The 22994-nt window shown below is 53.0% G+C and carries 22 protein-coding genes; 12 read left to right on the forward strand and 10 right to left on the reverse strand.

The annotated features are described in order from the left end of the window. The first annotated feature begins 157 nt into the window (after positions 1 to 157). The 8 genes from pstS (at position 158) to WG891_RS20150 (ending at position 7237) form a co-directional block, all read left to right on the forward strand. The gene (pstS, locus tag WG891_RS20115) at positions 158 to 1198 is read left to right on the forward strand and encodes a phosphate ABC transporter substrate-binding protein PstS (protein WP_337264235.1); all 1041 of its coding nucleotides are present in this window, start codon (positions 158 to 160) and stop codon (positions 1196 to 1198) included. Between the two features lie 91 nt (positions 1199 to 1289). Then, positions 1290 to 2246 carry a phosphate ABC transporter permease PstC gene (gene pstC, locus WG891_RS20120; protein ID WP_337264236.1) on the forward strand — a complete coding sequence of 319 codons (957 nt, stop codon included), beginning with the start codon at positions 1290 to 1292 and terminating at the stop codon, positions 2244 to 2246. Between the two features lies 1 nt (position 2247). Continuing rightward, on the forward strand, positions 2248 to 3138 hold the full coding sequence (pstA, locus tag WG891_RS20125) for a phosphate ABC transporter permease PstA (protein ID WP_337264237.1): 891 nt from the start codon (positions 2248 to 2250) through the stop codon (positions 3136 to 3138). Between the two features lie 54 nt (positions 3139 to 3192). Next, positions 3193 to 3963 (forward strand): phosphate ABC transporter ATP-binding protein PstB, encoded by a 771-nt coding sequence (gene pstB / locus WG891_RS20130; RefSeq protein WP_369794942.1) that lies wholly within the window; start codon positions 3193 to 3195, stop codon positions 3961 to 3963. A 12-nt stretch (positions 3964 to 3975) separates the two neighbouring features. Beyond that, the gene (phoU, locus tag WG891_RS20135; RefSeq protein ID WP_076943859.1) at positions 3976 to 4707 is read left to right on the forward strand and encodes a phosphate signaling complex protein PhoU; all 732 of its coding nucleotides are present in this window, start codon (positions 3976 to 3978) and stop codon (positions 4705 to 4707) included. Positions 4708 to 4875: 168 nt separating this feature from the next. After that, positions 4876 to 5715, forward strand: coding sequence for an ABC transporter substrate-binding protein (locus WG891_RS20140; RefSeq protein WP_337264238.1), 840 nt, complete (start codon positions 4876 to 4878; stop codon positions 5713 to 5715). A gap of 54 nt (positions 5716 to 5769) precedes the next feature. Continuing rightward, positions 5770 to 6495, forward strand: a complete 726-nt coding sequence (locus WG891_RS20145; protein ID WP_337264239.1) for an amino acid ABC transporter permease — start codon at positions 5770 to 5772, stop codon at positions 6493 to 6495. A 1-nt stretch (position 6496) separates the two neighbouring features. Continuing rightward, complete coding sequence (locus WG891_RS20150) at positions 6497 to 7237, forward strand: amino acid ABC transporter permease (protein ID WP_337264240.1); 741 nt, start codon at positions 6497 to 6499, stop codon at positions 7235 to 7237. Positions 7238 to 7239: 2 nt separating this feature from the next. On the opposite strand, the gene WG891_RS20155 is transcribed toward WG891_RS20150, so the two are convergent. The 4 genes from WG891_RS20155 to WG891_RS20170 are packed head-to-tail and all read right to left on the reverse strand — an operon-like array spanning position 7240 to position 11633. Continuing rightward, entirely contained in the window at positions 7240 to 8685 is a 1446-nt protein-coding gene (locus tag WG891_RS20155) for an NAD-dependent succinate-semialdehyde dehydrogenase (protein ID WP_337264241.1), read from the reverse strand. Further along, positions 8682 to 9728 (reverse strand): aldo/keto reductase, encoded by a 1047-nt coding sequence (locus WG891_RS20160; RefSeq protein WP_076943852.1) that lies wholly within the window; start codon positions 9726 to 9728, stop codon positions 8682 to 8684. The genes WG891_RS20155 and WG891_RS20160 overlap by 4 nt, the downstream gene beginning before the upstream one ends. Before the next feature lie 10 nt (positions 9729 to 9738). After that, positions 9739 to 10242, reverse strand: a complete 504-nt coding sequence (gene fae / locus WG891_RS20165) for a formaldehyde-activating enzyme (RefSeq protein WP_083704498.1) — start codon at positions 10240 to 10242, stop codon at positions 9739 to 9741. Positions 10243 to 10271: 29 nt separating this feature from the next. Next, positions 10272 to 11633, reverse strand: a complete 1362-nt coding sequence (locus WG891_RS20170) for an MFS transporter (RefSeq protein ID WP_337264242.1) — start codon at positions 11631 to 11633, stop codon at positions 10272 to 10274. Positions 11634 to 11941: 308 nt separating this feature from the next. On the opposite strand from WG891_RS20170, the gene WG891_RS20175 reads away from it, so the two are divergent. Further along, on the forward strand, positions 11942 to 12844 hold the full coding sequence (locus tag WG891_RS20175) for a LysR substrate-binding domain-containing protein (protein ID WP_337264243.1): 903 nt from the start codon (positions 11942 to 11944) through the stop codon (positions 12842 to 12844). Here WG891_RS20175 and yieH read toward each other — a convergent pair. Beyond that, on the reverse strand, positions 12834 to 13499 hold the full coding sequence (gene yieH, locus WG891_RS20180) for a 6-phosphogluconate phosphatase (RefSeq protein WP_076943848.1): 666 nt from the start codon (positions 13497 to 13499) through the stop codon (positions 12834 to 12836). The genes WG891_RS20175 and yieH overlap by 11 nt on opposite strands. A gap of 223 nt (positions 13500 to 13722) precedes the next feature. On the opposite strand from yieH, the gene WG891_RS20185 reads away from it, so the two are divergent. Beyond that, positions 13723 to 15060: an NCS2 family permease gene (locus WG891_RS20185; protein WP_076943846.1), complete on the forward strand. Its 1338-nt coding sequence runs from the start codon at positions 13723 to 13725 to the stop codon at positions 15058 to 15060. Between the two features lie 38 nt (positions 15061 to 15098). Here WG891_RS20185 and WG891_RS20190 read toward each other — a convergent pair whose 3' ends face one another. The 3 genes from WG891_RS20190 to WG891_RS20200 all read right to left on the reverse strand — a co-directional run bounded on the left by WG891_RS20190 (position 15099) and on the right by WG891_RS20200 (position 17772). Continuing rightward, a complete protein-coding gene (locus tag WG891_RS20190) occupies positions 15099 to 16151 on the reverse strand; it encodes a hypothetical protein (protein WP_337264244.1) in 1053 nt (350 codons plus the stop codon). A gap of 96 nt (positions 16152 to 16247) precedes the next feature. Next, complete coding sequence (locus WG891_RS20195; protein WP_337264245.1) at positions 16248 to 16814, reverse strand: NADPH-dependent FMN reductase; 567 nt, start codon at positions 16812 to 16814, stop codon at positions 16248 to 16250. 244 nt (positions 16815 to 17058) lie between these two features. Beyond that, on the reverse strand, positions 17059 to 17772 hold the full coding sequence (locus tag WG891_RS20200) for a 4'-phosphopantetheinyl transferase family protein (RefSeq protein WP_337264246.1): 714 nt from the start codon (positions 17770 to 17772) through the stop codon (positions 17059 to 17061). A gap of 1073 nt (positions 17773 to 18845) precedes the next feature. On the opposite strand from WG891_RS20200, the gene WG891_RS20205 reads away from it, so the two are divergent. Together WG891_RS20205 and WG891_RS20210 are read left to right on the forward strand one after the other, a co-directional pair. Then, complete coding sequence (locus tag WG891_RS20205) at positions 18846 to 19952, forward strand: fimbrial protein (RefSeq protein WP_337264247.1); 1107 nt, start codon at positions 18846 to 18848, stop codon at positions 19950 to 19952. A 224-nt stretch (positions 19953 to 20176) separates the two neighbouring features. Beyond that, positions 20177 to 21295: a fimbrial protein gene (locus WG891_RS20210; protein WP_337264248.1), complete on the forward strand. Its 1119-nt coding sequence runs from the start codon at positions 20177 to 20179 to the stop codon at positions 21293 to 21295. A gap of 121 nt (positions 21296 to 21416) precedes the next feature. On the opposite strand, the gene WG891_RS20215 is transcribed toward WG891_RS20210, so the two are convergent. Next, positions 21417 to 22118, reverse strand: coding sequence for a fimbrial biogenesis chaperone (locus tag WG891_RS20215; protein ID WP_337264276.1), 702 nt, complete (start codon positions 22116 to 22118; stop codon positions 21417 to 21419). A 187-nt stretch (positions 22119 to 22305) separates the two neighbouring features. Next, positions 22306 to 22953 (reverse strand): helix-turn-helix transcriptional regulator, encoded by a 648-nt coding sequence (locus WG891_RS20220; RefSeq protein WP_337264249.1) that lies wholly within the window; start codon positions 22951 to 22953, stop codon positions 22306 to 22308. Positions 22954 to 22994 lie beyond the last annotated feature (41 nt).

A 22994-nucleotide genomic window follows, 5' to 3' on the forward strand; every position in this document is an offset into this window, starting at 1 on the left:
TAAGTTAATTAACCTGTTTCTGGGGTGGCTGTAATATAACTGTCATATTTCGTACATTTTTCTGTCACTAAACTGTCCTATTTTCCCTCCTGCAACAATACTTACTCTGATGAAAACAACTCAAAGTTGATTTTTGAATATCCCATTAGGAGGGATTATGAAACTGATGCGTACCACCGTCGCCAGTATTGTGGCAGCGACTTTCTCCCTGGCCTCTGTGTCTGCGTTCGCTGCTGCTAGCCTGACCGGTGCAGGTGCGACATTCCCCGCTCCGGTTTACGCCAAGTGGGCAGATTCTTATCAGAAAGAAACCGGCAACAAAGTTAACTATCAGGGGATCGGCTCCTCTGGCGGCGTGAAGCAAATCATCGCCAACACCGTTGACTTTGGCGCTTCCGATGCCCCGCTGTCTGACGACAAACTGGCTGCAGACGGCCTGTTCCAGTTCCCTACCGTGATTGGCGGCGTGGTGCTGGCAGTGAACATTCCGGGCATCAAATCCGGCGAACTGACCCTGGATGGTCAAACCTTGGGTGATATCTACCTGGGTAACATCAAAAAATGGAATGACCCGGCGATCGTTAAGCTGAACCCTGGCGTGAAACTGCCGGATCAGAACATTGCGGTGGTACGCCGCGCAGACGGTTCCGGCACCTCTTTCGTCTTCACCAGCTACCTGTCTAAAGCTAACGCACAGTGGAAAGAGAAAATCGGCGCAGGTTCAACCGTTAACTGGCCGACCGGCCTGGGTGGCAAGGGGAATGACGGTATCGCGGCGTTTGTTCAGCGCCTGCCAGGTTCTATCGGCTATGTTGAATACGCCTACGCCAAGCAAAATAACCTGGCCTACACTAAACTGATTTCAGCAGACGGCCAGCCGGTCAGCCCGACTGAAGAGAGCTTCAGCGCGGCGGCTAAAGGCGCGGACTGGAGTAAAACTTTTGCTCAGGACCTGACCAACCAGAAAGGCGAAAACGTCTGGCCGATCACCTCCACCACTTTCATCCTGGTACACAAAGAGCAGAAGAAGCCAGAACAAGGCGCAGAAGTGCTGAAGTTCTTTGACTGGGCTTACAAAACCGGTGCCAAGCAGGCCAGCGAACTGGATTACGCCCCATTGCCGCATGAAGTGGTTGAGCAGATCCGTGCAGCCTGGAGAACCAATATCAAAGACAGTTCCGGTAAAGCGTTGTTCTAACTATGCAGGGGGTGCGGCATAGGCCGCGCCTCAGCCTGATGTGTCGGGCTCAGCGTGCTGGGCCCTCCAAGCTTTAACAGAAGAGTAATCTATGGCTGGATCTAAGCCGACCATTAAACCACCAAGTAAAAATGGTGACATTATCTTCAGCGCGCTGGTCAAACTGGCGGCGCTGATTACCCTATTGTTGCTGGGCGGCATTATTGTTTCGCTGATCATTGCCTCCTGGCCAAGCATGCAGAAGTTCGGCTTCGCCTTCCTGTGGACCAAAGAGTGGGATGCCCCGGCTGAACAGTTTGGTGCGCTGGTGCCGATCTACGGCACGGTGGTGACCTCGCTGATTGCCTTGATCATCGCCGTACCGGTCAGTTTTGGTATTGCCCTGTTCCTGACCGAGCTGGCACCCAACTGGCTCAAACGCCCGCTGGGCATTGCTATTGAGCTGCTGGCGGCGATCCCCAGCATTGTTTACGGCATGTGGGGCCTGTTCGTATTTGCCCCGCTGTTTGCCCAATATTTCCAGACACCGGTTGGCAACGTGCTTTCCGGTATCCCGATTGTCGGTGAGTTGTTCTCCGGCCCGGCGTTTGGTATTGGCATCCTGGCCGCTGGGGTGATCCTGGCGATCATGATTATTCCTTACATTGCCGCAGTGATGCGCGACGTGTTTGAACAAACCCCGGTGATGATGAAAGAGTCGGCCTACGGCATTGGCTGCACCACCTGGGAAGTGATCTGGCGTATCGTGCTGCCGTTCACCAAAAACGGCGTGATTGGCGGCATTATGCTGGGGCTCGGGCGTGCGCTGGGGGAAACCATGGCGGTGACCTTTATCATCGGCAATACCTACCAGCTCGACAGCTTCTCGCTGTTTATGCCGGGCAACAGTATTACCTCGGCGCTGGCCAACGAATTCGCGGAAGCGGAATCTGGGCTGCACACTTCTGCACTGATGCAGTTGGGGCTGATCCTGTTTGTTATCACCTTTATCGTCCTGGCGCTGTCGAAGTTTATGATTTTGCGCCTGGCTAAGAACGAGGGACGCTAACGTGGCGACGATGGATATGCAAAACCCCGCAGCGCTGGCTGAAAGCCGCCGCAGAATGCAGGCCTGGCGCCGCCAGAAAAACCGCCTGGCGCTGTTTCTGTCGATGGCGACCATGGTATTTGGCCTGTTCTGGCTGGTGTGGATCCTTTTTTCTACCGTGACCAAAGGCATCGACGGCATGTCGCTGGCGCTGTTCACTGAGATGACGCCACCGCCGAACACCGCCGGTGGCGGCCTGGCTAACGCCATCGCCGGCAGCGGCCTGCTGATCCTGTGGGCAACCATTTTCGGTACGCCGCTCGGCATTATGGCGGGGATCTACCTGGCAGAATACGGCCGTAAATCCTGGCTGGCGGAAGTGATCCGCTTTATCAACGACATTCTGCTGTCTGCGCCGTCGATCGTGGTGGGCCTGTTCGTTTACACCGTGGTGGTGGCGAAAATGCAACACTTCTCCGGCTGGGCGGGGATTATCGCGCTGGCCCTGTTGCAGATCCCGATTGTGATCCGCACCACCGAGAACATGCTCAAACTGGTGCCGGATACCCTGCGTGAAGCGGCCTATGCCTTGGGCACGCCGAAATGGCGCATGATCTCGGCGATCACCTTAAAGGCCTCGGTTTCCGGCATTATCACCGGCGTGCTGCTGGCGATCGCCCGTATTGCGGGGGAAACCGCGCCGCTGCTGTTCACTTCGCTGTCGAACCAGTTCTGGAGCACGGATTTGATGCAGCCGATCGCCAACCTGCCGGTGACCATTTTCAAATTCGCCATGAGCCCGTTTGCCGAATGGCAACAGCTGGCCTGGGCTGGGGTGCTGTTGATCACCCTGTGCGTACTGTTACTGAATATCCTGGCGCGTGTGGTTTTCGCCAAGAAAAAGCATTCATAAAAATTTAAGCGCTGGCTTGGCTGGCGCGGTGAAAAGAGAGAAGTCTTGATGAGTATGGTTGACTCTACTTCCAGCAGCAAAATTCAGGTACGCGATCTGAACTTTTACTATGGCAAATTCCATGCGCTGAAAAACATTACGCTGGATATTGCCAAGAATAAGGTCACCGCGTTTATCGGCCCGTCCGGCTGTGGTAAATCCACGCTGCTGCGCACCTTCAACAAGATGTACCAGCTCTATCCTGAACAGCGTGCTGAAGGCGGTATCCTGCTGGATGGGCAAAATATTCTGACCGATAACCAGGATATTGCCCTGCTGCGCGCCAAAGTGGGCATGGTATTCCAGAAACCGACGCCGTTCCCGATGTCGATTTACGACAACATTGCCTTTGGCGTACGCCTGTTCGAGAAACTGTCGCGTGCCGATATGGACGAACGCGTGCAGTGGGCACTGACCAAAGCGGCGCTGTGGACCGAAACCAAAGACAAGCTGCATCAGAGCGGCTACAGCCTGTCCGGCGGCCAGCAGCAGCGCTTGTGCATTGCGCGCGGTATTGCCATTCGCCCGGAAGTGCTGTTGCTGGATGAACCTTGCTCGGCGCTGGATCCGATCTCTACCGGTAAAATTGAAGAGCTGATCAGCGAGCTGAAGTCTGACTATACCGTGGTGATCGTGACCCACAATATGCAGCAGGCGGCGCGCTGTTCTGATTCCACCGCATTTATGTATCTGGGTGAGTTGATCGAGTTCAGTGATACTGACACCCTGTTCACTGCGCCGCAGAAGAAGCAGACCGAAGATTACATTACTGGCCGTTATGGTTGATGAGGATGCATCATGGATAACCTGAATTTAAACAAACATATTTCCGGTCAGTTCAACGCAGAGCTCGAGCACATCCGCACCCAGGTGTTGACCATGGGCGGGCTGGTGGAACAACAGCTGACCGACGCGATCACCGCGATGCATAATCAGGACGGTGAGTTGGCCAAGCGCGTGATCGAAGGCGATGCCAAGGTCAACATGATGGAAGTGGCGATCGACGAAGCCTGCGTGCGCATCATTGCCAAACGCCAGCCAACGGCCAGCGATCTGCGCCTGGTGATGGCGATCATCAAAACCATTTCCGAGCTGGAGCGCATCGGCGACGTGGCGGACAAAATCTGCCGCACCGCGTTGGAGAAATTTTCCCATCAGCACCAACCATTGCTGGTGAGCCTGGAGTCGCTTGGCCGCCACACCGTGCAGATGCTGCACGACGTGCTGGATGCCTTTGCGCGTATGGATCTGGATGAAGCGATCCGCATCTACCGTGAAGATAAAAAAGTCGACCAGGAATATGAAGGCATCGTGCGTCAACTGATGACCTACATGATGGAAGATTCGCGCACCATTCCAAGCGTGCTGACCGCGCTGTTCTGCGCCCGCTCAATCGAGCGTATCGGCGATCGCTGCCAGAATATCTGCGAATTTATCTTCTACTTCGTTAAAGGCCAGGATTTCCGCCATCTGGGCGGCGATGCGCTGGAAACGCTGCTGTCTGAAAGCAAAGACGAGAAAAAAGCGTAAATCCCCCAATGAGTTACCTACAAAGGCGCTGAAAACAGCGCCTTTTGTACATTTAAAAGCCGCAAAGTTAAAATAGTTATAAATATAGCGTTTAATATTATTTCCTGACCTAAGTGAGGCTTGCTAGCTTGTCGATCAGCAGAACATCAATCCTTTTAGGAGCCTCTCATGAAACAGCGCGTTTTAGTTTTAACTCTGTTAGCCAGCCTGACCAGCCTTGTTGTGGGGGCTGCCCATGCCGATAAACTCGACGACATTAAAAAAGCCGGTGTGGTGCGCATTGCGGTATTCGACAGTAACCCGCCGTTTGGCTACATCGACCCGCAAAGCAAAAAGCTGGTGGGCTACGACGTGGATGTGGCAGATGCCATTGGTAAAGCGCTGGGCGTAAAAGTCGAACTACGCGCCACCAACCCGGCCAACCGTATTCCTCTGCTGGTGTCCAACAAGGTCGATCTGATCGCCGCTAACTTCACCATTACCGATGAACGCGCCAAAGAAGTGAACTTCAGCGTGCCCTATTTCGCCACCGGCCAGAAGTTTATTGCACATAAAGGCGTGCTGAAAACCCCGGAAGACATCAAGAAACTGCGCATTGGCGCAGATAAAGGCACGGTGCAGGAAATCACCCTGCGTGAACATTACCCCACCGCGAAAGTGATCTCTTACGACGATACGCCGCTGGCGTTTGTTGCACTGCGCAACGGCAACGTACAGGCGATTACTCAGGACGACGCCAAGCTGGTTGGCCTGTTGGGCAACCTGCCCGCCGCGCAAAAAGCGGATTTTGAGATTTCCCCGTTCAGCATCACCAAAGAGTACCAGGGCGTGGGCATTCCTAAGGGTGAAGAGCGCCTGACCGCCACCATTAACGACACGCTGATCAAGCTGGAACAAGACGGTGAAGCGGTGAAGCTTTACGATCGCTGGTTCGGCCCGGAAACCAACTCCGCTCAGCCGCGTGGCAGCTTCAAGATCGGCCCGTTGGATCAACAACCCAAAGCCTAATCTCCCTGTGCCCTCTCCGGTTGGGGAGGGCACCGGTGAGGGGAAATACCGCACATGAATTTGCAACAACTCTCAGATTGGCTGCTGGCACCGCACTATCTGAGCTGGCTCTGGCATGGCTTCCTGCTGACGCTCTGGCTATCGGCCTGCGCCGGGCTGGCTGCGACGCTGCTTGGATTTGCTCTGGCCGCTATGCGCGATAGCCCCCTGCGCCCCTTAAGCTGGCTGGCGGTGGCTTACAGCGCGCTATTTCGTAATACTCCCCTGCTGGTGCAACTGTTCTTCTGGTATTTCGCCGCCGGGCAAATCCTGCCCTCAGGCGTGATGCAGTGGCTGAATGCTCCGCATGCGTTGGCATGGCTCGAATGGCCCTCGTTTGAGTTTCTGGCGGGTTTCTTTGGCCTGACGCTCTATTCCACTGCCTTTATTGCCGAAGAGATCCGCTCCGGTATCCGTGGCGTTGCCGCCGGGCAAAAGCACGCCGCCAACGCGCTGGGGCTGACCGGCTGGCAATCTATGCGCTATGTGTTGTTGCCGCAGGCGCTGAAAATCGCTTTCCCGCCGCTGCTGGGGCAGTACATGAACCTGATCAAGAACTCCTCCCTGACCATGGCCATCGGCGTGGCGGAGCTGTCTTACGCTTCACGCCAGGTAGAAACCGAAACCTTGCGCACCTTCCAGGCGTTTGGCGTGGCGACGGTGCTGTATATCGCTATTATCGCCCTGCTGGAAGGCTGGGGCATGTGGCGCCAACAGCGCAAACCGCTTGGGGGGCACTAAGATGGATTTCACCGTTATTCAGGAAAACTTAGGCTACCTGCTGTGGGGGACTTTCCCTGATGGGCCTCTGGGCGGTGCGGCATTGACGTTAGCGATCAGCTTGATGGCCGGGGTCGCCTCGGCGATCTTGGGTACCTTGTTGGGCGTGGCGCTGGCGATGTCGCGCGGTGCGTTGGCTGGGCTACTGGCGGCGGTGTTAGGGTTTTTTCGCGCCATCCCGGTGATCATGCTGATTTTCTGGACCTATTTCCTGCTGCCGATGGTGTTTGGGGTCGATATCCCGGAAATCACCACCGTAGTGTGCGCGCTGGCGCTGATCGCCGCGGCCTATCTGGCCCATGCCGTAAAGGCGGGGATCGTCGCCATCGGTGTCGGGCAGTGGCAGGCGGGGCTCTCTTTGGGGCTGAACCGCTGGCAGGTGCTGTTGCTCATCGTTCTGCCGCAGGCGTTGCGCATGATGGTGCCTTCGTTTATCAACCAGTGGATCTCGTTGATTAAAGATACGTCGCTGGCCTATATCGTCGGCGTCGGTGAACTGACCTTCCTGGCAACTCAGGTGAATAACCGCAGTATGGTGTACCCGATGGAGGTGTTTCTGTTTGTGGCGCTGGTGTACTTCATCTTCTGCCTGACGCTGGATATCTTGGCGAATGCGCTGAACAAGCGCTTCAGCCCGCAGGCCAAAGCGCTGAAACGTGGTTGGCGCTGGTGGCGCAACCGGCCACCGTTACCCTCTAGTTAGACTTACAGCAACTGCCCCAGATTGACGTATTTGGTTTCCATGTACTCATCCAGGCCAATGTCCGAGCCTTCACGCCCTAAGCCAGACTCTTTCACCCCACCAAAAGGTGCCACTTCGGTGGAGATAATCCCTTCGTTGATGCCAACCATGCCGCTTTCCAGCGCCTGGCTGACGCGGAAGGCGCGCGCCAAATCGCGGGTATACAGATAAGCCGCCAGCCCGAACGGCGTCGCATTGGCGCGCTCAATGGCTTCTTGCTCATCGCTAAAGCGGAAACAGGCGGCCAGTGGGCCGAAGGTTTCTTCATGTGCCAACTGCATCTGTTCGTTGGCCTCTGCCAGCACGGTGGGCTGGAAGAACGATCCCCCTAGCGCATGACGCTCGCCGCCGCACATCAGTTTGGCACCCAGCTTCAGCGCATCCTGCACGTGGGCTTCTACTTTTTCTAGCGCTTTCAGATGGATCAACGGCCCCTGCTGCGCCCCCGGCGTCATACCCGGAGCCACTTTTAACGCCTGAGCGGCTTCGGTCAGCTTCTGGACAAAGCGATCGTAAATACCGGCCTGAATATAGAAACGGTTAACGCACACGCAGGTTTGCCCGCTGTTGCGGAATTTTGCTGCCATCGCACCGGCCACGGCGGCGTCGAGATCCGCATCGTCGAACACGATAAACGGCGCATTGCCACCCAGCTCCAACGACAGCTTTTTCACCGTATCGGCCGCCTGGCGCATCAATAATTTACCGGTAGGCGTGGAGCCAGTGAAGGAGACTTTACGCACCAGCGGGCTGTCCATTAATGTTTCACCGATAGCCACGGTATCCCCGGAAACCGCATTGATCACGCCCGCAGGAACTCCGGCCTGTTCCGCCAGCACGATCAGCGCAAAGGCCGAAAGCGGCGTTTCATTGGCCGGTTTTATTACCGCCGTGCAGCCTGCGGCCAGCGCCGGGCCGAGCTTGCGCGTCAGCATCGCCAGCGGGAAGTTCCACGGGGTGATGGCGGCAATCACGCCAACCGGCTCCTTGAACGTAAAGATCTGGTTGCCTGCTTTGGTTGCCGGAATGGTTTTACCGTTGGCGCGTTTGGCTTCTTCGGCAAACCATTCGATAAAGCTGGCGGCATAGGCCACTTCGCCGGTCGCTTCGCTCAGCACTTTGCCCTGCTCGGTGACCATCAATTCCGCCAGCGCTTTTTGATGCTGCATGATCAACTGGAACCAGCGTTGCAAAATTTCTGCGCGTGCCTTGGCGGTTAGCGCACGCCAGGCCGGGAGTGCGGCCGCTGCGGCGGCAATCGCCGCCGTGGTTTCTGCGCGGCCAGCCAGCGCCACATCGGCCACCTTTTCGCCGTTGGCTGGGTTGTCCACCGAATAGGTTTGGGCTGTGGTTTGCCATGCCCCGTTGCAATACCAACCGGTGCGCAACAGTGAAGAATAAGCCGTCATGCAATGTTCCTTTTTTCTACGTTATCCAGGGCGAATAAACCGCGTGCCGGGCGGCTTTCGCGAGCAATCCGCTTACCGGCGGTGTAGTCGTTAATCAGATCGCACGGCGTGTAATTGCGTTCTAATTCATAGCGTTCGTCTTCACTGAGCGGCGTGTTCAGTGCCGCCACCGCACTGTCGATCTGTTGGACGGAGTCAGCGCCCACCAGCATGCAATCCACACCAGGGTGGTTAATCACCCAAGCCTGGGCGATCTGTGCTGGGGGAACACCGCGCAGTTGCGCGACATGGCTGACCGACTGTGCAACGTTAAGCGAAGTGGCATCAGCATACATTTCCTGGGTGAAAAAGTCGGTTTTGTTACGCACGGAATTGAAATCGCAGCTCAACAACCCGCGCGCCAGCGGGCTGAATACCGAAACGCCCAGCCCCTGATCGCGGCAGAACGGGATCATTTCGCGCTCTTCTTCGCGGTAAGCGCAGTTAAGCTGCAGCTGCATGTTGATCGGCTTGGCGTAGCCGTTACGCTCGCAGCACCACAGGATCTTGGCCAACTGCCAGGTCGTCATGGTGGAAACGCCCACATAGCGCGCTTTGCCAGAGCGCACGATGTCGTTCATGGCTGCCCAGGTTTCTTCGATCGGCGTGTTGACGTCGAAGTAGTGCAGCATATAGATATCCACGTAGTCGGTGCCGAGGCGGCGCAGGCTGGCGTCGATGCTTTCCATAATGTGCTTGCGTGAGTGCCCCTGGTTATTGAGGCCAGCACCGATCGGGTAGCCCACTTTGGTGGTCAGCACCAGTTCGTCACGGTTGGCGATGCGGTTAATCACCCGCCCAACCACTTCTTCCCCTGCGCCGCTGGAGTAAAAGTCGGCGAGATCGATAAAGTTAATCCCGTTCTCCAGGGCGTGGCGGATCAATGGCTCGCTCTGCGCTTCATCAAAAATCCACGGCTTCCACTGCTTGCTGCCCATATTCATGGTGCCCAGGCACAAACGCGAGACTTTCAGGCCACACTGGCCAAGATTGACGTATTCCATGGTACTTTCCTCAGGCTTTTGGCGTATAGAACGGGTTACCCAACTGTGGCAAGGCTTGGGTTAACTGATGGCGCGTTGGTAATTTTTCCATCGCCGCATAGATCGCTTGAGTACAAGCACGATAGTTGTTGCGGTAAACCTCATCAATATCGTCACAACCAGGGTTCACCCAGTTGGCGGTGACGATGCACCATTCATCCTCGGCCTGAGCCGGCAGAATGCCTTCCAGCAGCGCCTCGGTGACCGCTTTGGCGATCGCCGCCTGTGAGGCTCCCCAGGTGGCGTTGCCGTGCAGTTCACCGCTGATTTCCGCTTTGTTAACGTACAGCGTCATCGGTTTGGCCGGGACGTTAGGCTTGATCACCACCATGAACGGGCAGTGGCCTTGGCTGGGTGAGGCCAGGCTGGCAGAGAACGCTTGGCCGACCACGCCATTACGCGGACCGATCATGATATTGATGTGTGAGGCATTCACGCCATTACCTGCAAAGCCTTCACCGATATACATTTCCACTAAAAGATCTCCTGTTTTTCAAGATGATGTTATTTCGCTACGGCGGCGAATGCGTTCTCTGCCTGAGGCTGTGAGTCCTGTGCGGCATCCACCAGCGTCAGCCCTTTGGTTTCCGGTGCCCAGGCGATGGAAACAATTGCGCCAATAATCAGAATCAATGCCAGCATGCCGGTCGTGGCGGGCATACCGTAATGTGCAATCGAGAGTGGTAGCAGGCTGGTGCCGATAGCAGAACCCAACCGGCTGATTGACAAGGAAAAACCCACCCCCATGGAGCGAACTTCGGTGGGGAAGCTTTCGGCTGGGAATACGCCCACCAGATTGCTGACCGCCGACATGACCAGCGTAAAAGCGGCAAAGATGGCGATCAGCCAAGCGGTCTGGCTGGTTGGGATCAGGCTCAGCATCACCAGACAGGCCGCAAGAAAGATAAAGGAGCCGATCAGGAACCCGCGGCGTGAACAAATCACCGTGAGCACGATCCCTAATAACGCGCCAACGATCAGCAGGCCATTGAGCAGCAGATCGGTAGCAAAGTTATTGTCCAGCCCCATGATTTGCAGAATCGAGGGCAGGAAGGTGTAGATCGAGAAATAAGGGATCACCAGGCAGACAAAAAACAGGCTGTTGAATGCGGTGCGGCGGCGATATTTGGCACCGAACAGCGACAGAAAACGCTGCTGAGACACGGCCTGTACTTCATCGTTGAGCGCCACGTTCGGCCCGAAATACTTATGTACGATCGCCATCGCCTGTTCACGCCGCCCTTTGCCCATCAGCCAGCGTGGTGATTCTGGCGTGCCGATGCGCATCAGCAGAATCGCCAGCGCCGGTAGCGCGGAGGAGCACAGCAACCAGCGCCACGCATCGGGGCCGGTCGCCGTCAGGAAATGGCCGGCGATCCCTGCGCCAACGTAGCCAAATGTCCAGACCACGCTGAACGCGCCGAGCAGCACGCCCCGATGTTTACGTGGTGAGAATTCGGCCAGCATGGTGTGCCCTACCGCAAAATCCCCCCCTAAGCCGATGCCTATCATTACGCGCAGCAGGAATAATTGTTCTGGCGTGTTCACAAAGAACTGCAGTGCAGAAGCGAGCGTGATGATAATAAAACTGAAAGAGAAGATTTTCTGGCGGCCGATGTAATCGGAAATCCAGCCAAACATCAGGCTACCGATAAACAAACCGATCAGGGCGGAGCTCCCTAGCATTCCTTCCCAGAAAGCGGAAACACCCATTTGCGGTTTGATTTGTGCCAGAGCGAAACCGATAACGCCCAGTACGTAGCCGTCGGTGAAGTGGGCGCCGAAGGTCAGCCCCGCGATCTTGATATGGAAACGGTTTAACGGCACGTCATCCATACGGATAGATTGTTGTGTCAGATGTTGCATTGACCTGTCCTCCTGTTGGAGCGGTGTTTATACCCGTCATACTTCACGCTGCAGGTGCGCTACTTGCTCCTGCAACTTGAGTTATTTAGGGTCTGTAGGTGTGATGTTGGTTTTTTGTTTTTATTGCGTTAACAATGTGGCAGCGAGGGGGGCGCTAAGCGAGTGCGTTTTAGTCATACCCCTCAGCGGAAAATGCATGTGATCTGCCTCTGGTTTTACGGAGATAAATGCTGCGGGTAGGCATGAAACCCACCAGATTGGCAACATGCCGTTAACAATCAAGGAAATGATGCAGAGGTTTGTGGATCGTGAGAAAGCTGCCATCGCTCAGTATGTTGCGCGTATTTGAAGAAACCTGCCGGACGCTGAGTTTCAGCAAAGCAGCTGAAGCGCTGTTTATTACTCAGAGTGCAGCCAGCCGCCAGATCAAGCAGTTGGAGGAGTTTCTCGGTAAGTTACTGTTTGTGCGTAGCCACAGCGGCCTGGCGCTGACTCAGGATGCCATGCTGCTACTGCCGGTGGTGCGGCAATCGCTGGACATTCTGGAAGAAGGCGTGCGCCACGTGCAGTTGCACAACCCTTTACAGCACCTGCGGTTGCAGGTGGCCCCCACGTTCGCCACCCGTTGGCTGGCTCCGCGCCTGGTTACGCTGCGTCAGCGCAATAGCCAATTGCAGATCGCCCTGATCAGCGAAGCGCGGCAAAAGTACTGCGATTTTGACTGCGCGGTGCGTTTTGGTGAGTGGGCAGAGCGCTTTGGCGATGAATGGCTGTGCCATGAACAACTGGTGCTGGTGGGCAGCCCGTTGCTGATGATTAACGGTGTTTTCCCCCCGCTGAATACGCAGCCGCAGCTGCATATTCTTAATGGCGATAACCGTATGGATACCTGGCAACGCTGGCTGGCGGCGGCTGGGCGCACAGAAGTGCAGGAGCAAGGGGGGTTGGAGTTCAGTACCCAGGATCAGGTGATCAATGCCTGTATCACCGGCGCGGGTTACGCGGTGCTGGATAAAATGATGATCCGCAATGAATTGCACAGTGGTTTGCTGGTGCTGCTTTCACCGTTGGAGCTGAAAAGCACCAACGGCTATTGGATGGAGATCCCGCCCGGTAAGCGGGAACTGCCGCGCGTGCGCTACTTCCACGATTGGCTGCGGGCAGAGATTGGTCGGGGGGAACCGACTGAGGCCGCCGTGGTTAACGCGTAAGCTGCCAGCCACGCTGTTGCCACAGCGCGGGTAACTGGGCCAGATCGTCAAACGTGGTCACCAACGGATGCGCGATCGGTTTATTGTGCGGATCGGCGCAGAAGTAAAACACCGGGATCCCGGCAGCAATACCCGCCTGAGCACCGGCTGCGGAATCATCCACCAGAATGCAGCGCTCAACCGGCACCTGCATCTGTTTTGCCGCGTGGAACACGATGGCTGGATCGGGCTTCCAGCGTTGAATATCGTAGCCGCTGAACAACCGGTCATCGAAATAGGACAGCATGCCGGTCAGCCCCAGCGAATGCTGCATTTTGCTCACTGGGCCGTTGGAAACGGTGCACATTGGCGCTGCCATCTGCGCCAACAGCTCGCGTGCCCCGGCGATGGGTTGCAGCTCGGCGTCAAACAGGCGCGCGACTTCCTGGCGGTAAACCGGCTCCAGCTCACTGACCGGTAAATTCACACCCTGTTCGGCATTCACCTGTTCGATAATCTCGTACAGTTTTATCCCTTTGAATTGCTTGAACACCTCTTCCAGCGCGAGCGTAATGCCAAAGTGCGCAAACATGTGCACATAGGCTTTACTGCACAAAACTTCGCTGTCTACTAACGTGCCGTCGCAATCAAATAACACACATTCAACCTGATTCATGGGGGTAAGGTCCTCAATTAAGCCGTGATTGTTGCCACTTTAACCGGATTGTGCAGGATTGCGACCCTTTAAACATTTATTGACGATGAATATCAATAAATACAAGCCGTTGAAAATTTCAGCCAAAAAGCGGGTGAAAAAAGCCTGTGAGCAAGGTCAAAACGGCAACATTTTGTTATAGGATAGCGCCCGACAGTCCATTCCCCTCTTCGGAATTCTGATAATGAGCAAACAAGACATCAGCCTTGATGCAAAGCAAGGCTTGCTTGAGCGTGTGTTTAAACTCAAGCAACATGGCACTACGGCAAGAACGGAAACGATTGCCGGTATTACCACCTTTTTAACCATGGTATACATCGTGTTCGTTAACCCCCAGATCCTGGGTGCGGCGGGCATGGATACTCAGGCGGTGTTTGTGACCACCTGCCTGATCGCCGCTTTCGGCAGCATCTTGATGGGGCTGCTGGCTAACCTGCCGGTCGCGCTGGCACCGGCGATGGGCCTGAACGCTTTCTTCGCGTTTGTGGTGGTAGGGGCGATGGGGATTTCATGGCAGGTTGGCATGGGGGCGATTTTCTGGGGCGCCGTTGGCCTACTGCTGTTGACCGTGTTCCGTATTCGTTACTGGATGATTGCCAATATCCCGCTGAGTTTGCGCGTGGGTATCACCAGTGGTATCGGCCTGTTTATCGCCATGATGGGGCTGAAGAATGCCGGTATTGTGGTGGCTAACCCGGATACGCTGGTGGCGGTAGGTAACCTGACCTCCCACAGCGTGCTGCTTGGGGCGCTGGGCTTCTTTATCATTGCGGTGCTGGCTTCACGCAATATCCATGCGGCGGTGCTGGTTTCCATCGTGGTCACTACGCTGATCGGCTGGATGCTGGGTGATGTGAAATACGGTGGTGTATTCTCCATGCCGCCGGATATCACTACCGTGGTGGGGCAGGTGGATCTGGCTGGCGCGTTGAATCTCAGCCTGGCTGGGGTGATCTTCGCCTTTATGCTGGTTAACCTGTTTGACTCTTCAGGCACATTGATTGGCGTGACCGATAAAGCCGGGTTGACGGATGATAAAGGTCAATTCCCACGCATGAAGCAGGCGCTGTACGTTGATAGCATCAGCTCGGTCGCCGGTTCATTTATCGGCACCTCTTCGGTGACGGCCTATATTGAAAGCTCCGCTGGCGTTTCCATCGGTGGCCGCACGGGCCTCACTGCGGTGGTGGTGGGGATTCTGTTCCTGCTGGTGATCTTCCTGTCGCCGTTAGCGGGGATGGTGCCCGCCTATGCCGCTGCCGGTGCGTTGATCTACGTCGGGGTGCTGATGACCTCCAGCCTGGCGCGCGTGAAGTGGGAAGACATGACCGAAGCGGTTCCGGCCTTTGTCACCGCCGCCATGATGCCTTTCAGCTTCTCGATTACCGAAGGCATTGCGCTGGGCTTTATCTCTTACTGCGTGATGAAGCTCGGCACTGGCCGCTGGCGCGAGATCAGCCCGTGCGTGGTCGTGGTAGCGCTGCTGTTTGTGCTTAAAATCGCGTTTGTTGACGGGCATTAAGTGCAGAAAAGAGGCCCAGCTTGCTGGGCTTCTTTACATCAGAACCCCGGAGAAGCATCCGCGGTTTTGCCCATCACCCAGCGTAATGGCTGGTTAAAACGCACCTGCCAGCCACCGATCGCATCCTCCCCCTGGGCAAAATGCTCAAGCTCGACCTGATTACTTTCGTTGAACAGATCGGCGAAATACAGTGCCATAGCCTGATCGTCGAAATTCTGCCGATCGTAATACGCGATCATAATCCGCTTATTTTCGGCCAATGAATGCTTGGCCGGAGCGATCTCGCCGTTTGGAGCAACCAGCAGGGCACCCGCATAAAACTGCGGGTATTTGGCCATCAGATTTGCACCGTGCAGAGCTCCTTGCCCACGTGCAGTCAGGTATACCTGCTTGGGATTAAGCTTCAATACCGGCGTTAACTTTTGTAGAGCACGCTGGATAGCGCTTTGGGTACTTTCATCGCTGTAATTTGACCAGCGGAAGTTGTTCTCTGCCAGCATCTGGGTGCCATTCAGCTCAATGTAGGCGACCCCGGCCTCCGCAAACAGTAATCGGTCTTGTGGATGAATTGCGGCAGCCTGACCATAGGCGTGCAGGTAGACGATGGTTGGCCAGCCTCCAGGCGGTGGTTCCCCGTTGGGGACGGCATAAGAGGGTTTACCTTCAAATTGCGCAGCGTATTGCAGGTAGCGCGCCTTGGTTTCGGCAAGGATGGAACGGTAGGTTTCACCTTGCTGAATACTATCGAATGCGCTGTCTTCCAGCAGATTATAGTAATACCACAACCCGCGCTTGGCGCTCAGTTGCAGGTAACGTTCCGCAAGCTCGGTTTGGCCCTTTTCTGCCGAGGAGGCGGCCAGTTGATAAGGTGCCCAGACGTTCCGATCATCTTCACGCATCAGCGTCAGATACAACGACATAGCCTCGGTCTTTCTATCTTCTTGGCTATAGGCTAGCCGCGGCAGCAGCGCATTCAGCGAACTGTGCGGGGGAAGCTCTACCGGCTCTTCTCCGGCAGGATAATGCATTTCAGCAGCAAGCTGCGAACTGGTGGTGAAAGCCATGATGATGGCTAAAATAAAAAAACGCATAATAGTGTTACTTTGTGTTCTACGACATGAAATGGTGCGTTCACTTCCAAGAGCGGCGCCTTCCTGTTTGCTGTATAAAAGACGCCGCAAGAAAGTTTACTTCACGCGACGAATATAATCGCTGAATGCAGACAGCTGGCCGGCCAGAAAATCCAGTGTACCCTGATCCACCAATGCCCCCGCCTGCTCATCAACCTTGCTCTGGATCACCCCCCCCATAAATTCGGGTTTATTCATGACCATGGCATCAAGAAAGACCAGGATCTGGCGCAGATGATACTGGCAACGTGCGCCGCCTATCGGCCCCATGGAACTGGTTTGAATAGCAACCGGCTTGCCGGCCAGCGGCTGATTGGGCAGGCGAGACAGCCAGTCGATGGCATTTTTCAGGCCACCGGGAACCGAGTAGTTATATTCTGGCGTGACGATAATCACCCCGTCAGCCTGGCGGATCTGCTCTGCAATCGCTTCAATGGCGGCTGGAAAGCCGTCTTCTTGCTGTCGATCTGCGTCATAAAGAGGGACATCGCGAATCGAGGGAAGTGCTTCGATGGTGACACCGTGCGGTGCCAGCTTGGGTAAACTGCGGGCGACCATGGCGTTATAAGAACCTTTACGCAGACTGCCCAGCAAAGTGACGATTTTTAGTGCTTGCTCTGACATGTGATGATTCTCCCCTTGCTAATGAACAGATTCAGCTTATACCCCCGGCTTAAGCTGCAGCCGATGAGCACTGCAGCTTAGAAGATGAGGGAATAAAACAGCTGGCAGATAGTAGGACAATTTTTCAACAGATAACAGGCTAATTGTACATGTTTATCTGTTTTTACAATTCAGTGTAGGAATTAATTTTTTAAAAAAGTTTTACTTCAGATAGTTCGCCATGAAGAGGCAGTAACAGACCCTGTTATCGTGCTGCCAGGCTGGTCAGCTTCAGAAAGTGTGTCGAAGGAGACGGGCTACGCGATGAGATTTCACCGCTTTTCTGCAAACCTCGTTGATCGTCATACTGCCAGCAAATCAGGCGGTCCAATCCCGGCGAGCGTGCGCAGGCCCAGCTCAAATACTCGCCAGCGTCGCTCATGACCTGCACATTCGGCGTCGTGCTGGAACGTAAATGCCCAGAAAAGGGGTGCAGATGCAGCGTTCTTTGCTCATCGTTACCCAGCCCGGAAAGTTTCAGCACGCTCTGACGAATGCTCCAGAGCTGAGTTTCAGCCTCTAGCCGATCGTCCTGCGCGTCAATCCATGCGTGTTCGGCAACGGATTGATATTGCTGCTGCAGATTACGGCCGCGTGCGCGCATCACTTCAATATCTAACCCAACCTTGCCTTCAAGGCTTAGCAATGCGCCCACCGTGTTGCCTGCATAAGCAAAGCTGAAGTCGGGTAAATGGGGTTCGACAAAATAGGGCCGCCCGGTGGGCGTGGTGGTGATGGGGGGCAAAATGGGCAGGCGATACAGATAGAACATCATTTCAGCCAGCAGGATCCGGCCTTGCAGGAAACGCCTGCGGCGTTTAATAGAGAAGTTTAGCGTTTTTTCAAGCAGATCGCTGGATAGCCGATAAGTGTTCAATGTCTCCGAGGTCGTATCCCATCGGATAAAGTGACAAGCCATTATTCACTCCATGATCAAGGCCAAGAGTTGGAGTGCTAGATTAAGCATAACGTTAAGATTTTTCATCAAAAAGTAGCATGAGTATTATCCTATTTATTTGAATTTGGAATGTATTCCATAAGCAAAAAACAAGAGTATGTCCATAATTCTGTGTCACGTTAAGCAATCACTGCTAGATACCGGAAGTCATGCGACAGACTCCCCTATTTCCTTCGCCACGGCTGGAGCACCATCGGGTACTGCTGACCCCATTTCTCCTCCTGCGCTGTTTCTGTCGCTTCTTTTGATAACGCCAGTTTTCATGGATTTTCCCGGCTTCAGTTTTGAATTCCCGTATAGGGTCTAAAGGGGAAATAGCGCGAAGTTATCTTCGCGTACGTAGTGTGCTGGTTATTTATTATCGCTGGTATTAAAACCACCAGTAACGATTATGCCAATGGTGATATTTATTTTATTTAACGATTAAAGATTAATCCCGGTGGTATAATTTATTTCCCCATTTTTTAGTCAAAATTAAAATGAGTAATAAAATCAGAATGCATTATTTTACGAGTTGTTGTACGCGATTTTATTAATCTGGTTTATGCCGTTGCTATCGATAGCATCATCCTTAAAGTGGCCACGGGCTGACAACACTAGGCTGTCAAAGCCTCCATAAGCCTGCCTGCCGTAAGGGGGGCATGTGGACCTCACCGGCTTTATATGACTTTGAAAAGCTGTGCGGATGCCCTGAAAACTCTTAGAAGCCAGTGCTTCAAGCGATGCAACCTGGTCCTGGTACCATGATTATTCCCAATAATTGAAAAGAGCGTCAAAATAAATTGCGAATAACAGGTTACTGATACACCATTAGCCGTCACAAGCCAATCATTCTGTTTATACTAAAGTGAAAGTTGTAGCGGAATATGCATTTATGAATGCAATCTACAGAGCAAGCGGTCACCATAGCCATCGATATTAGGCGAGTTCTGAATCACTAAATACCTAATGCAAATCTACCCTGAGTAGCACTTTGGTGTAGGGCCATGCATTGCCTAATGTCAGTATATCTTGATCGTGAAGGGAGTAACGATATGAATAAGTTAAAAAAAATAATTTTAGGAAGTGTATTGCTGAGCTGCAGTCAATATGTGTTTTCTGCGGCCACCTGCTCAGCGAATAGTTTTACTGCTCGTGATTTTGTGACGACCTTAGCGCCGGCTAATATTACCGTGGGGCCCGATATGCCCAACGGCACCGTTATCTATCGGCTTGATTTTAAGGATCCAGGTACAAGCGCGTCTTCTTTCACCTGTGGTGCAGGTGCTTTTAGTGTGCCACAAAACCTGGAATACAATAGTACCCCGATGCCGTTAGCTAGTTGGAATGGCACCCCTTTCCCTAACCGCGTATACCAAACCTCAGTACCGGGTATCGGGGTGGCGATTTCGAGCGATTTATCCAACCAGGCCATCCCTACCACAGCCTTTACTACGACTTATTCTGGTACGGGTTATTATAGTTTTAGCATAAGAATCAATGCGGTGCTTAGCTTAATTAAAATAGGTGCAGTGTCGCCGGGAACGATTACGGGAGGCTCACTGCCGACGGTTCGTTTAAATCTTGGGCCAGATCCAAGCGTATCTAACTCTGTGATCAGGATTTACAACCTCAGCTATGCTGGGTCACTCAATATTGTTTCTCAAACGTGCACCACGCCTGATGTGAATGTCCCTCTGGGTTCCTATGAAACCAGTATCTTTAATGCGGTAGGTACAGCAACCCCTTGGATGGATGCCTCCATAGTACTGAATAATTGCCCTCGTTTTTATGGTTATTATAATAATACCTCCTTTAATACCTCTCCTGGGTCTGGAGCAACAACGGTTAATACCGCAGTAGCGAATGTCTTAAATGTCAATCTGACGCCGCAAAATAGCATCTGGGATACAGCCAGAGGGATCATGAATGTAACAAGTTCTACCGGTTCCGCGACGGGCGTTGGCATTCAGTTAGCCTGGGGAGATAAATCGGCTTCACCACAGCCAATGAATTGGAATCAAACGTATAGTTATACGCCGGGAAACTCGACGGCAACGACGTTCAAGATCCCGCTTTCAGCAAGGTATTATCAAACGAGTAACGCGGTGACACCTGGCCGTGCGGATGGCAAAGTGACTTTTACTATAAATTATTACTAAGTTCATAATTAAGGCTATATTGAAAACTACCTTGTAGCTCTGTAGGGGCGTAATGTCTCTACAGAGTTCATTTTTTACTCTTTTCCCTTGAAATATTTTTAACGTATAGGCTATCGATTTTTTGTCGTCAACGGGTGGCTGCATTTTTAGATGCTATCTGAATGATATAGTTACTGTTTGTGAAAGTTTTCATAATTGGCAAGTTGTGATTCAAAGGAGTCACCATGAAACTTCAAAAAAAGTATATTATTTTCTCTATGGTTGTTGTCACGGTAGTTAGCTCCAATGCAAGCTTGGCACTTACCTGTAATCTGTCCCCAACCGAAGGGGCGCTCGTTACAACCGCACCTTTACAAGGTGGCAATATTTTCATTGGTCCCGATGCAGCTAACGGTACGGTACTGTATAACCTCTATTTTAACCCTTCACGAAGGATCACTGTAAATTGTGATACTCCTTCTACAGCCTACAGACCCACAATTAGCTGGACATTCTCATCGACCCCTCGTCCTTTATCAAGCTGGTCGGGTTCGCCCTACGGTGGAAAAGTCTATGAAACTGGGCTACCGGGTGTCGGCGTTGCTGTACGCAATGCATCCAATGCTATTCCGTTTACTAATAATCCATGGGGAGGCACAACAACAGGTGCAAACAATTGGCTCGCACAGAATGGATTTGAGTTTGACCTGGTCTTTTTAAAGATAGGTAACATTACTCCTGGAACCATCAATAGTGCAAATCTACCCACGGTACAGATTTATTTTCAGACACCACTTACTCCCCAAATTGGCGTCACTACGGTTACCTTTACAGGCTTGCTTAATATTACCTCCAGTACTTGTACCACTCCTGACGTGAATGTCCCATTGGGAACCTACGATATTAACAATACGTTTAAAACAGTTGGCGATACTACGCCTTGGGTTGACGCAAGCATCAAGTTAACTAATTGCCCAAGGTTTTATGGGACGCTAAATGACGTACAAAAAACATATACCGCTCCAGGTGGTTCCCCGGCAGGGGTTGGCCCAGCCATTACCAATAGGTTGGGTCTGGTTTTAAATCCCAACACATCCATTATTGACAATACCAAAGGAATAATGGCAGTTACGCCAGGCACCCCGAGTGCCTCTGGTATAGGTATACAGATGGCTCATGGGAATGTAGGCGACGCCGCGACAAACTTTATCGTTTTTGGTGGTGCCGGAATTAACTATTCTATGCCGAATAGCACTACGACGGGATATGTGCTGCCGATGCGAGCCAGATATATACAGACCAGCTCATCGGTAACACCGGGAAAAGCCAATGGTTCTGTAACCTTTACCATTAACTACTATTAGTGATGACAGTAGGCGAGTTGGGATAGCAGCGAATTCCCACTCACCTACCGACAGATTTGAACGCTGCAGTATCAGCTCCTGAGAGCGATCGCCCGCCAAACGCAATCCAGAATCATTCTCGTTATTTAATGACGGCTTCAAACGGCGTCACTGCGCCGTAGTCATTAACAAAATCCCCGGTCAGGGTATTGCCAGCATGGGCGGGGAGCTTAAAGGCCAGGGTGCCTCGCGGTGCGACCATATCCCCTTCAACCTGTTTACCGTTCACCTTAAGGCTGACAAAGGACACGAAGAAAGGCGTGGGATTGGTAGCCTGCAAACTGTCGCCCTGCGCGTGCCAGGTCACCGCTTTAGCCGCATCGTTGGCATTGCCTTCAAGCCCCGTTGGGCGATAAAACAGCTTAATGCGCGAACGGAAGGCCATCTGCAGGAAGTTCTCGTCGGCTTTGGCCTGTTTCTTGGCTGGAACCTCGAGCACGTTCAGCCAGAACACGGACTCTTTGTCCATCGGCAAGGTGCCGCCGGCATAGCTGATACGCAGAGTTTGCCCCTTGCCCGCTTCGACGCGGTTCATGGGGGGAGTTAATACGAAAGGCACCTGGATATTGGCAGGCTGCGCATTGGCATCTCCTTTATCAATCCAGCTTTGGAGCAGGACTGGTGAAGGCCCCACATTATTGATTTTAACGCTGACTTCTTTGGCATCGGACGGATAAATCACCCGGGTACCTGTGATCACTACACTCGCCAGACTTTGGGTGCTGAATACGATTAGCAGGGTCAGGCTAAGCGCTAGACGTCTATGGCAAAAGGCTATCTTCATCATCAACTCCCAGAAATTGTATTGACGTGGAGAGGTTACTCCCCTGAAATCTACCACTTGTCTTAAATAGGGTAGACTAAATTAGCCATAGAAGCACACCAGGCAGTGACGATCTAATAACAAGTGGCAGCTCATGGCGAGAGGCGAAAATAGGGAGTCATTTTTTGCTTCGGGCACCCTGGTGAGCCTAATCCTCTCCTCTCAGTAAGCCATTCATCATGTGGGTATTATTGCCACATTTCATTAAGCCATGTAGTGATGATATCCCTAGTTTATTCAGCGCCGCTCGTTTGTGGCGACTGACCGTTTTCTGATCTATCCGCAGGGCTCTTGCCACTTTCAATACGGGTATTCCCTTCAACAGGTTTTCCAGTACCCTAATCTCTTGGTGCGTCAGTGGCATAGCCTGTTTTTTTCTGGGCTCGATATCTTGGGCGTTTATAATAATCGTCCGCAGAGACTCCCGTAATTCTTCGGTTTTTATTGCACTATCCAATACCGCAACAACGTTTCCAAGGCCTAACAGGTAGTCTTTTAGCGTTCCGATGGAGTGGGTTTGCGCCATAATAATCACTTTTGCCTGAGGGCAGTGCATGGGTAACCATTTGATAACAAAGTTAAGTACCTCTCCGTGGTTACTGTTTCCTTGCAGCCCTAAAATAAAGAAGTCGGCATGTTGTCTCTGCAAGTCATAATCATTATTTGCGTAGGCGTAGTTTGTGTTGGAAATTAAATTCACGCATAAGTTATTCGATAACTCTTTTAATATAAAATCAATGCCTACTCGAGTGTATGCGCATGTATGCTGAAGATAAATTGTTTTTTCGGTTTTCATAACTACTCATATCAATATAATGATTGGGTTTTTTAACCTGC

Origin of the sequence: Serratia sp. MMO-28, assembly GCF_037199905.1 — a bacterium.
Lineage (GTDB): Bacteria > Pseudomonadota > Gammaproteobacteria > Enterobacterales > Enterobacteriaceae > Chania > Chania oryzae.

Excerpts from the sequence above, each read along its gene's own strand:
- pstB (WP_369794942.1), top strand. The coding sequence starts at position 3,193 with ATGGTTGACTCTACTTCCAGCAGCAAAATTCAGGTACGCGATCTGAAC.
- WG891_RS20195 (WP_337264245.1), bottom strand. The coding sequence starts at position 16,814 with ATGTCAGAGCAAGCACTAAAAATCGTCACTTTGCTGGGCAGTCTGCGT.
- WG891_RS20185 (WP_076943846.1), top strand. The coding sequence starts at position 13,723 with ATGAGCAAACAAGACATCAGCCTTGATGCAAAGCAAGGCTTGCTTGAG.
- WG891_RS20205 (WP_337264247.1), top strand. The coding sequence starts at position 18,846 with ATGAATAAGTTAAAAAAAATAATTTTAGGAAGTGTATTGCTGAGCTGC.
- WG891_RS20170 (WP_337264242.1), bottom strand. The coding sequence starts at position 11,633 with ATGCAACATCTGACACAACAATCTATCCGTATGGATGACGTGCCGTTA.
- WG891_RS20210 (WP_337264248.1), top strand. The coding sequence starts at position 20,177 with ATGAAACTTCAAAAAAAGTATATTATTTTCTCTATGGTTGTTGTCACG.
- WG891_RS20150 (WP_337264240.1), top strand. The coding sequence starts at position 6,497 with ATGGATTTCACCGTTATTCAGGAAAACTTAGGCTACCTGCTGTGGGGG.
- pstS (WP_337264235.1), top strand. The coding sequence starts at position 158 with ATGAAACTGATGCGTACCACCGTCGCCAGTATTGTGGCAGCGACTTTC.
- yieH (WP_076943848.1), bottom strand. The coding sequence starts at position 13,499 with ATGAATCAGGTTGAATGTGTGTTATTTGATTGCGACGGCACGTTAGTA.
- pstC (WP_337264236.1), top strand. The coding sequence starts at position 1,290 with ATGGCTGGATCTAAGCCGACCATTAAACCACCAAGTAAAAATGGTGAC.
- WG891_RS20220 (WP_337264249.1), bottom strand. The coding sequence starts at position 22,953 with ATGAAAACCGAAAAAACAATTTATCTTCAGCATACATGCGCATACACT.
- WG891_RS20145 (WP_337264239.1), top strand. The coding sequence starts at position 5,770 with ATGAATTTGCAACAACTCTCAGATTGGCTGCTGGCACCGCACTATCTG.
- WG891_RS20215 (WP_337264276.1), bottom strand. The coding sequence starts at position 22,118 with ATGAAGATAGCCTTTTGCCATAGACGTCTAGCGCTTAGCCTGACCCTG.
- WG891_RS20140 (WP_337264238.1), top strand. The coding sequence starts at position 4,876 with ATGAAACAGCGCGTTTTAGTTTTAACTCTGTTAGCCAGCCTGACCAGC.
- WG891_RS20200 (WP_337264246.1), bottom strand. The coding sequence starts at position 17,772 with ATGGCTTGTCACTTTATCCGATGGGATACGACCTCGGAGACATTGAAC.
- WG891_RS20190 (WP_337264244.1), bottom strand. The coding sequence starts at position 16,151 with ATGCGTTTTTTTATTTTAGCCATCATCATGGCTTTCACCACCAGTTCG.
- WG891_RS20160 (WP_076943852.1), bottom strand. The coding sequence starts at position 9,728 with ATGGAATACGTCAATCTTGGCCAGTGTGGCCTGAAAGTCTCGCGTTTG.
- WG891_RS20155 (WP_337264241.1), bottom strand. The coding sequence starts at position 8,685 with ATGACGGCTTATTCTTCACTGTTGCGCACCGGTTGGTATTGCAACGGG.
- phoU (WP_076943859.1), top strand. The coding sequence starts at position 3,976 with ATGGATAACCTGAATTTAAACAAACATATTTCCGGTCAGTTCAACGCA.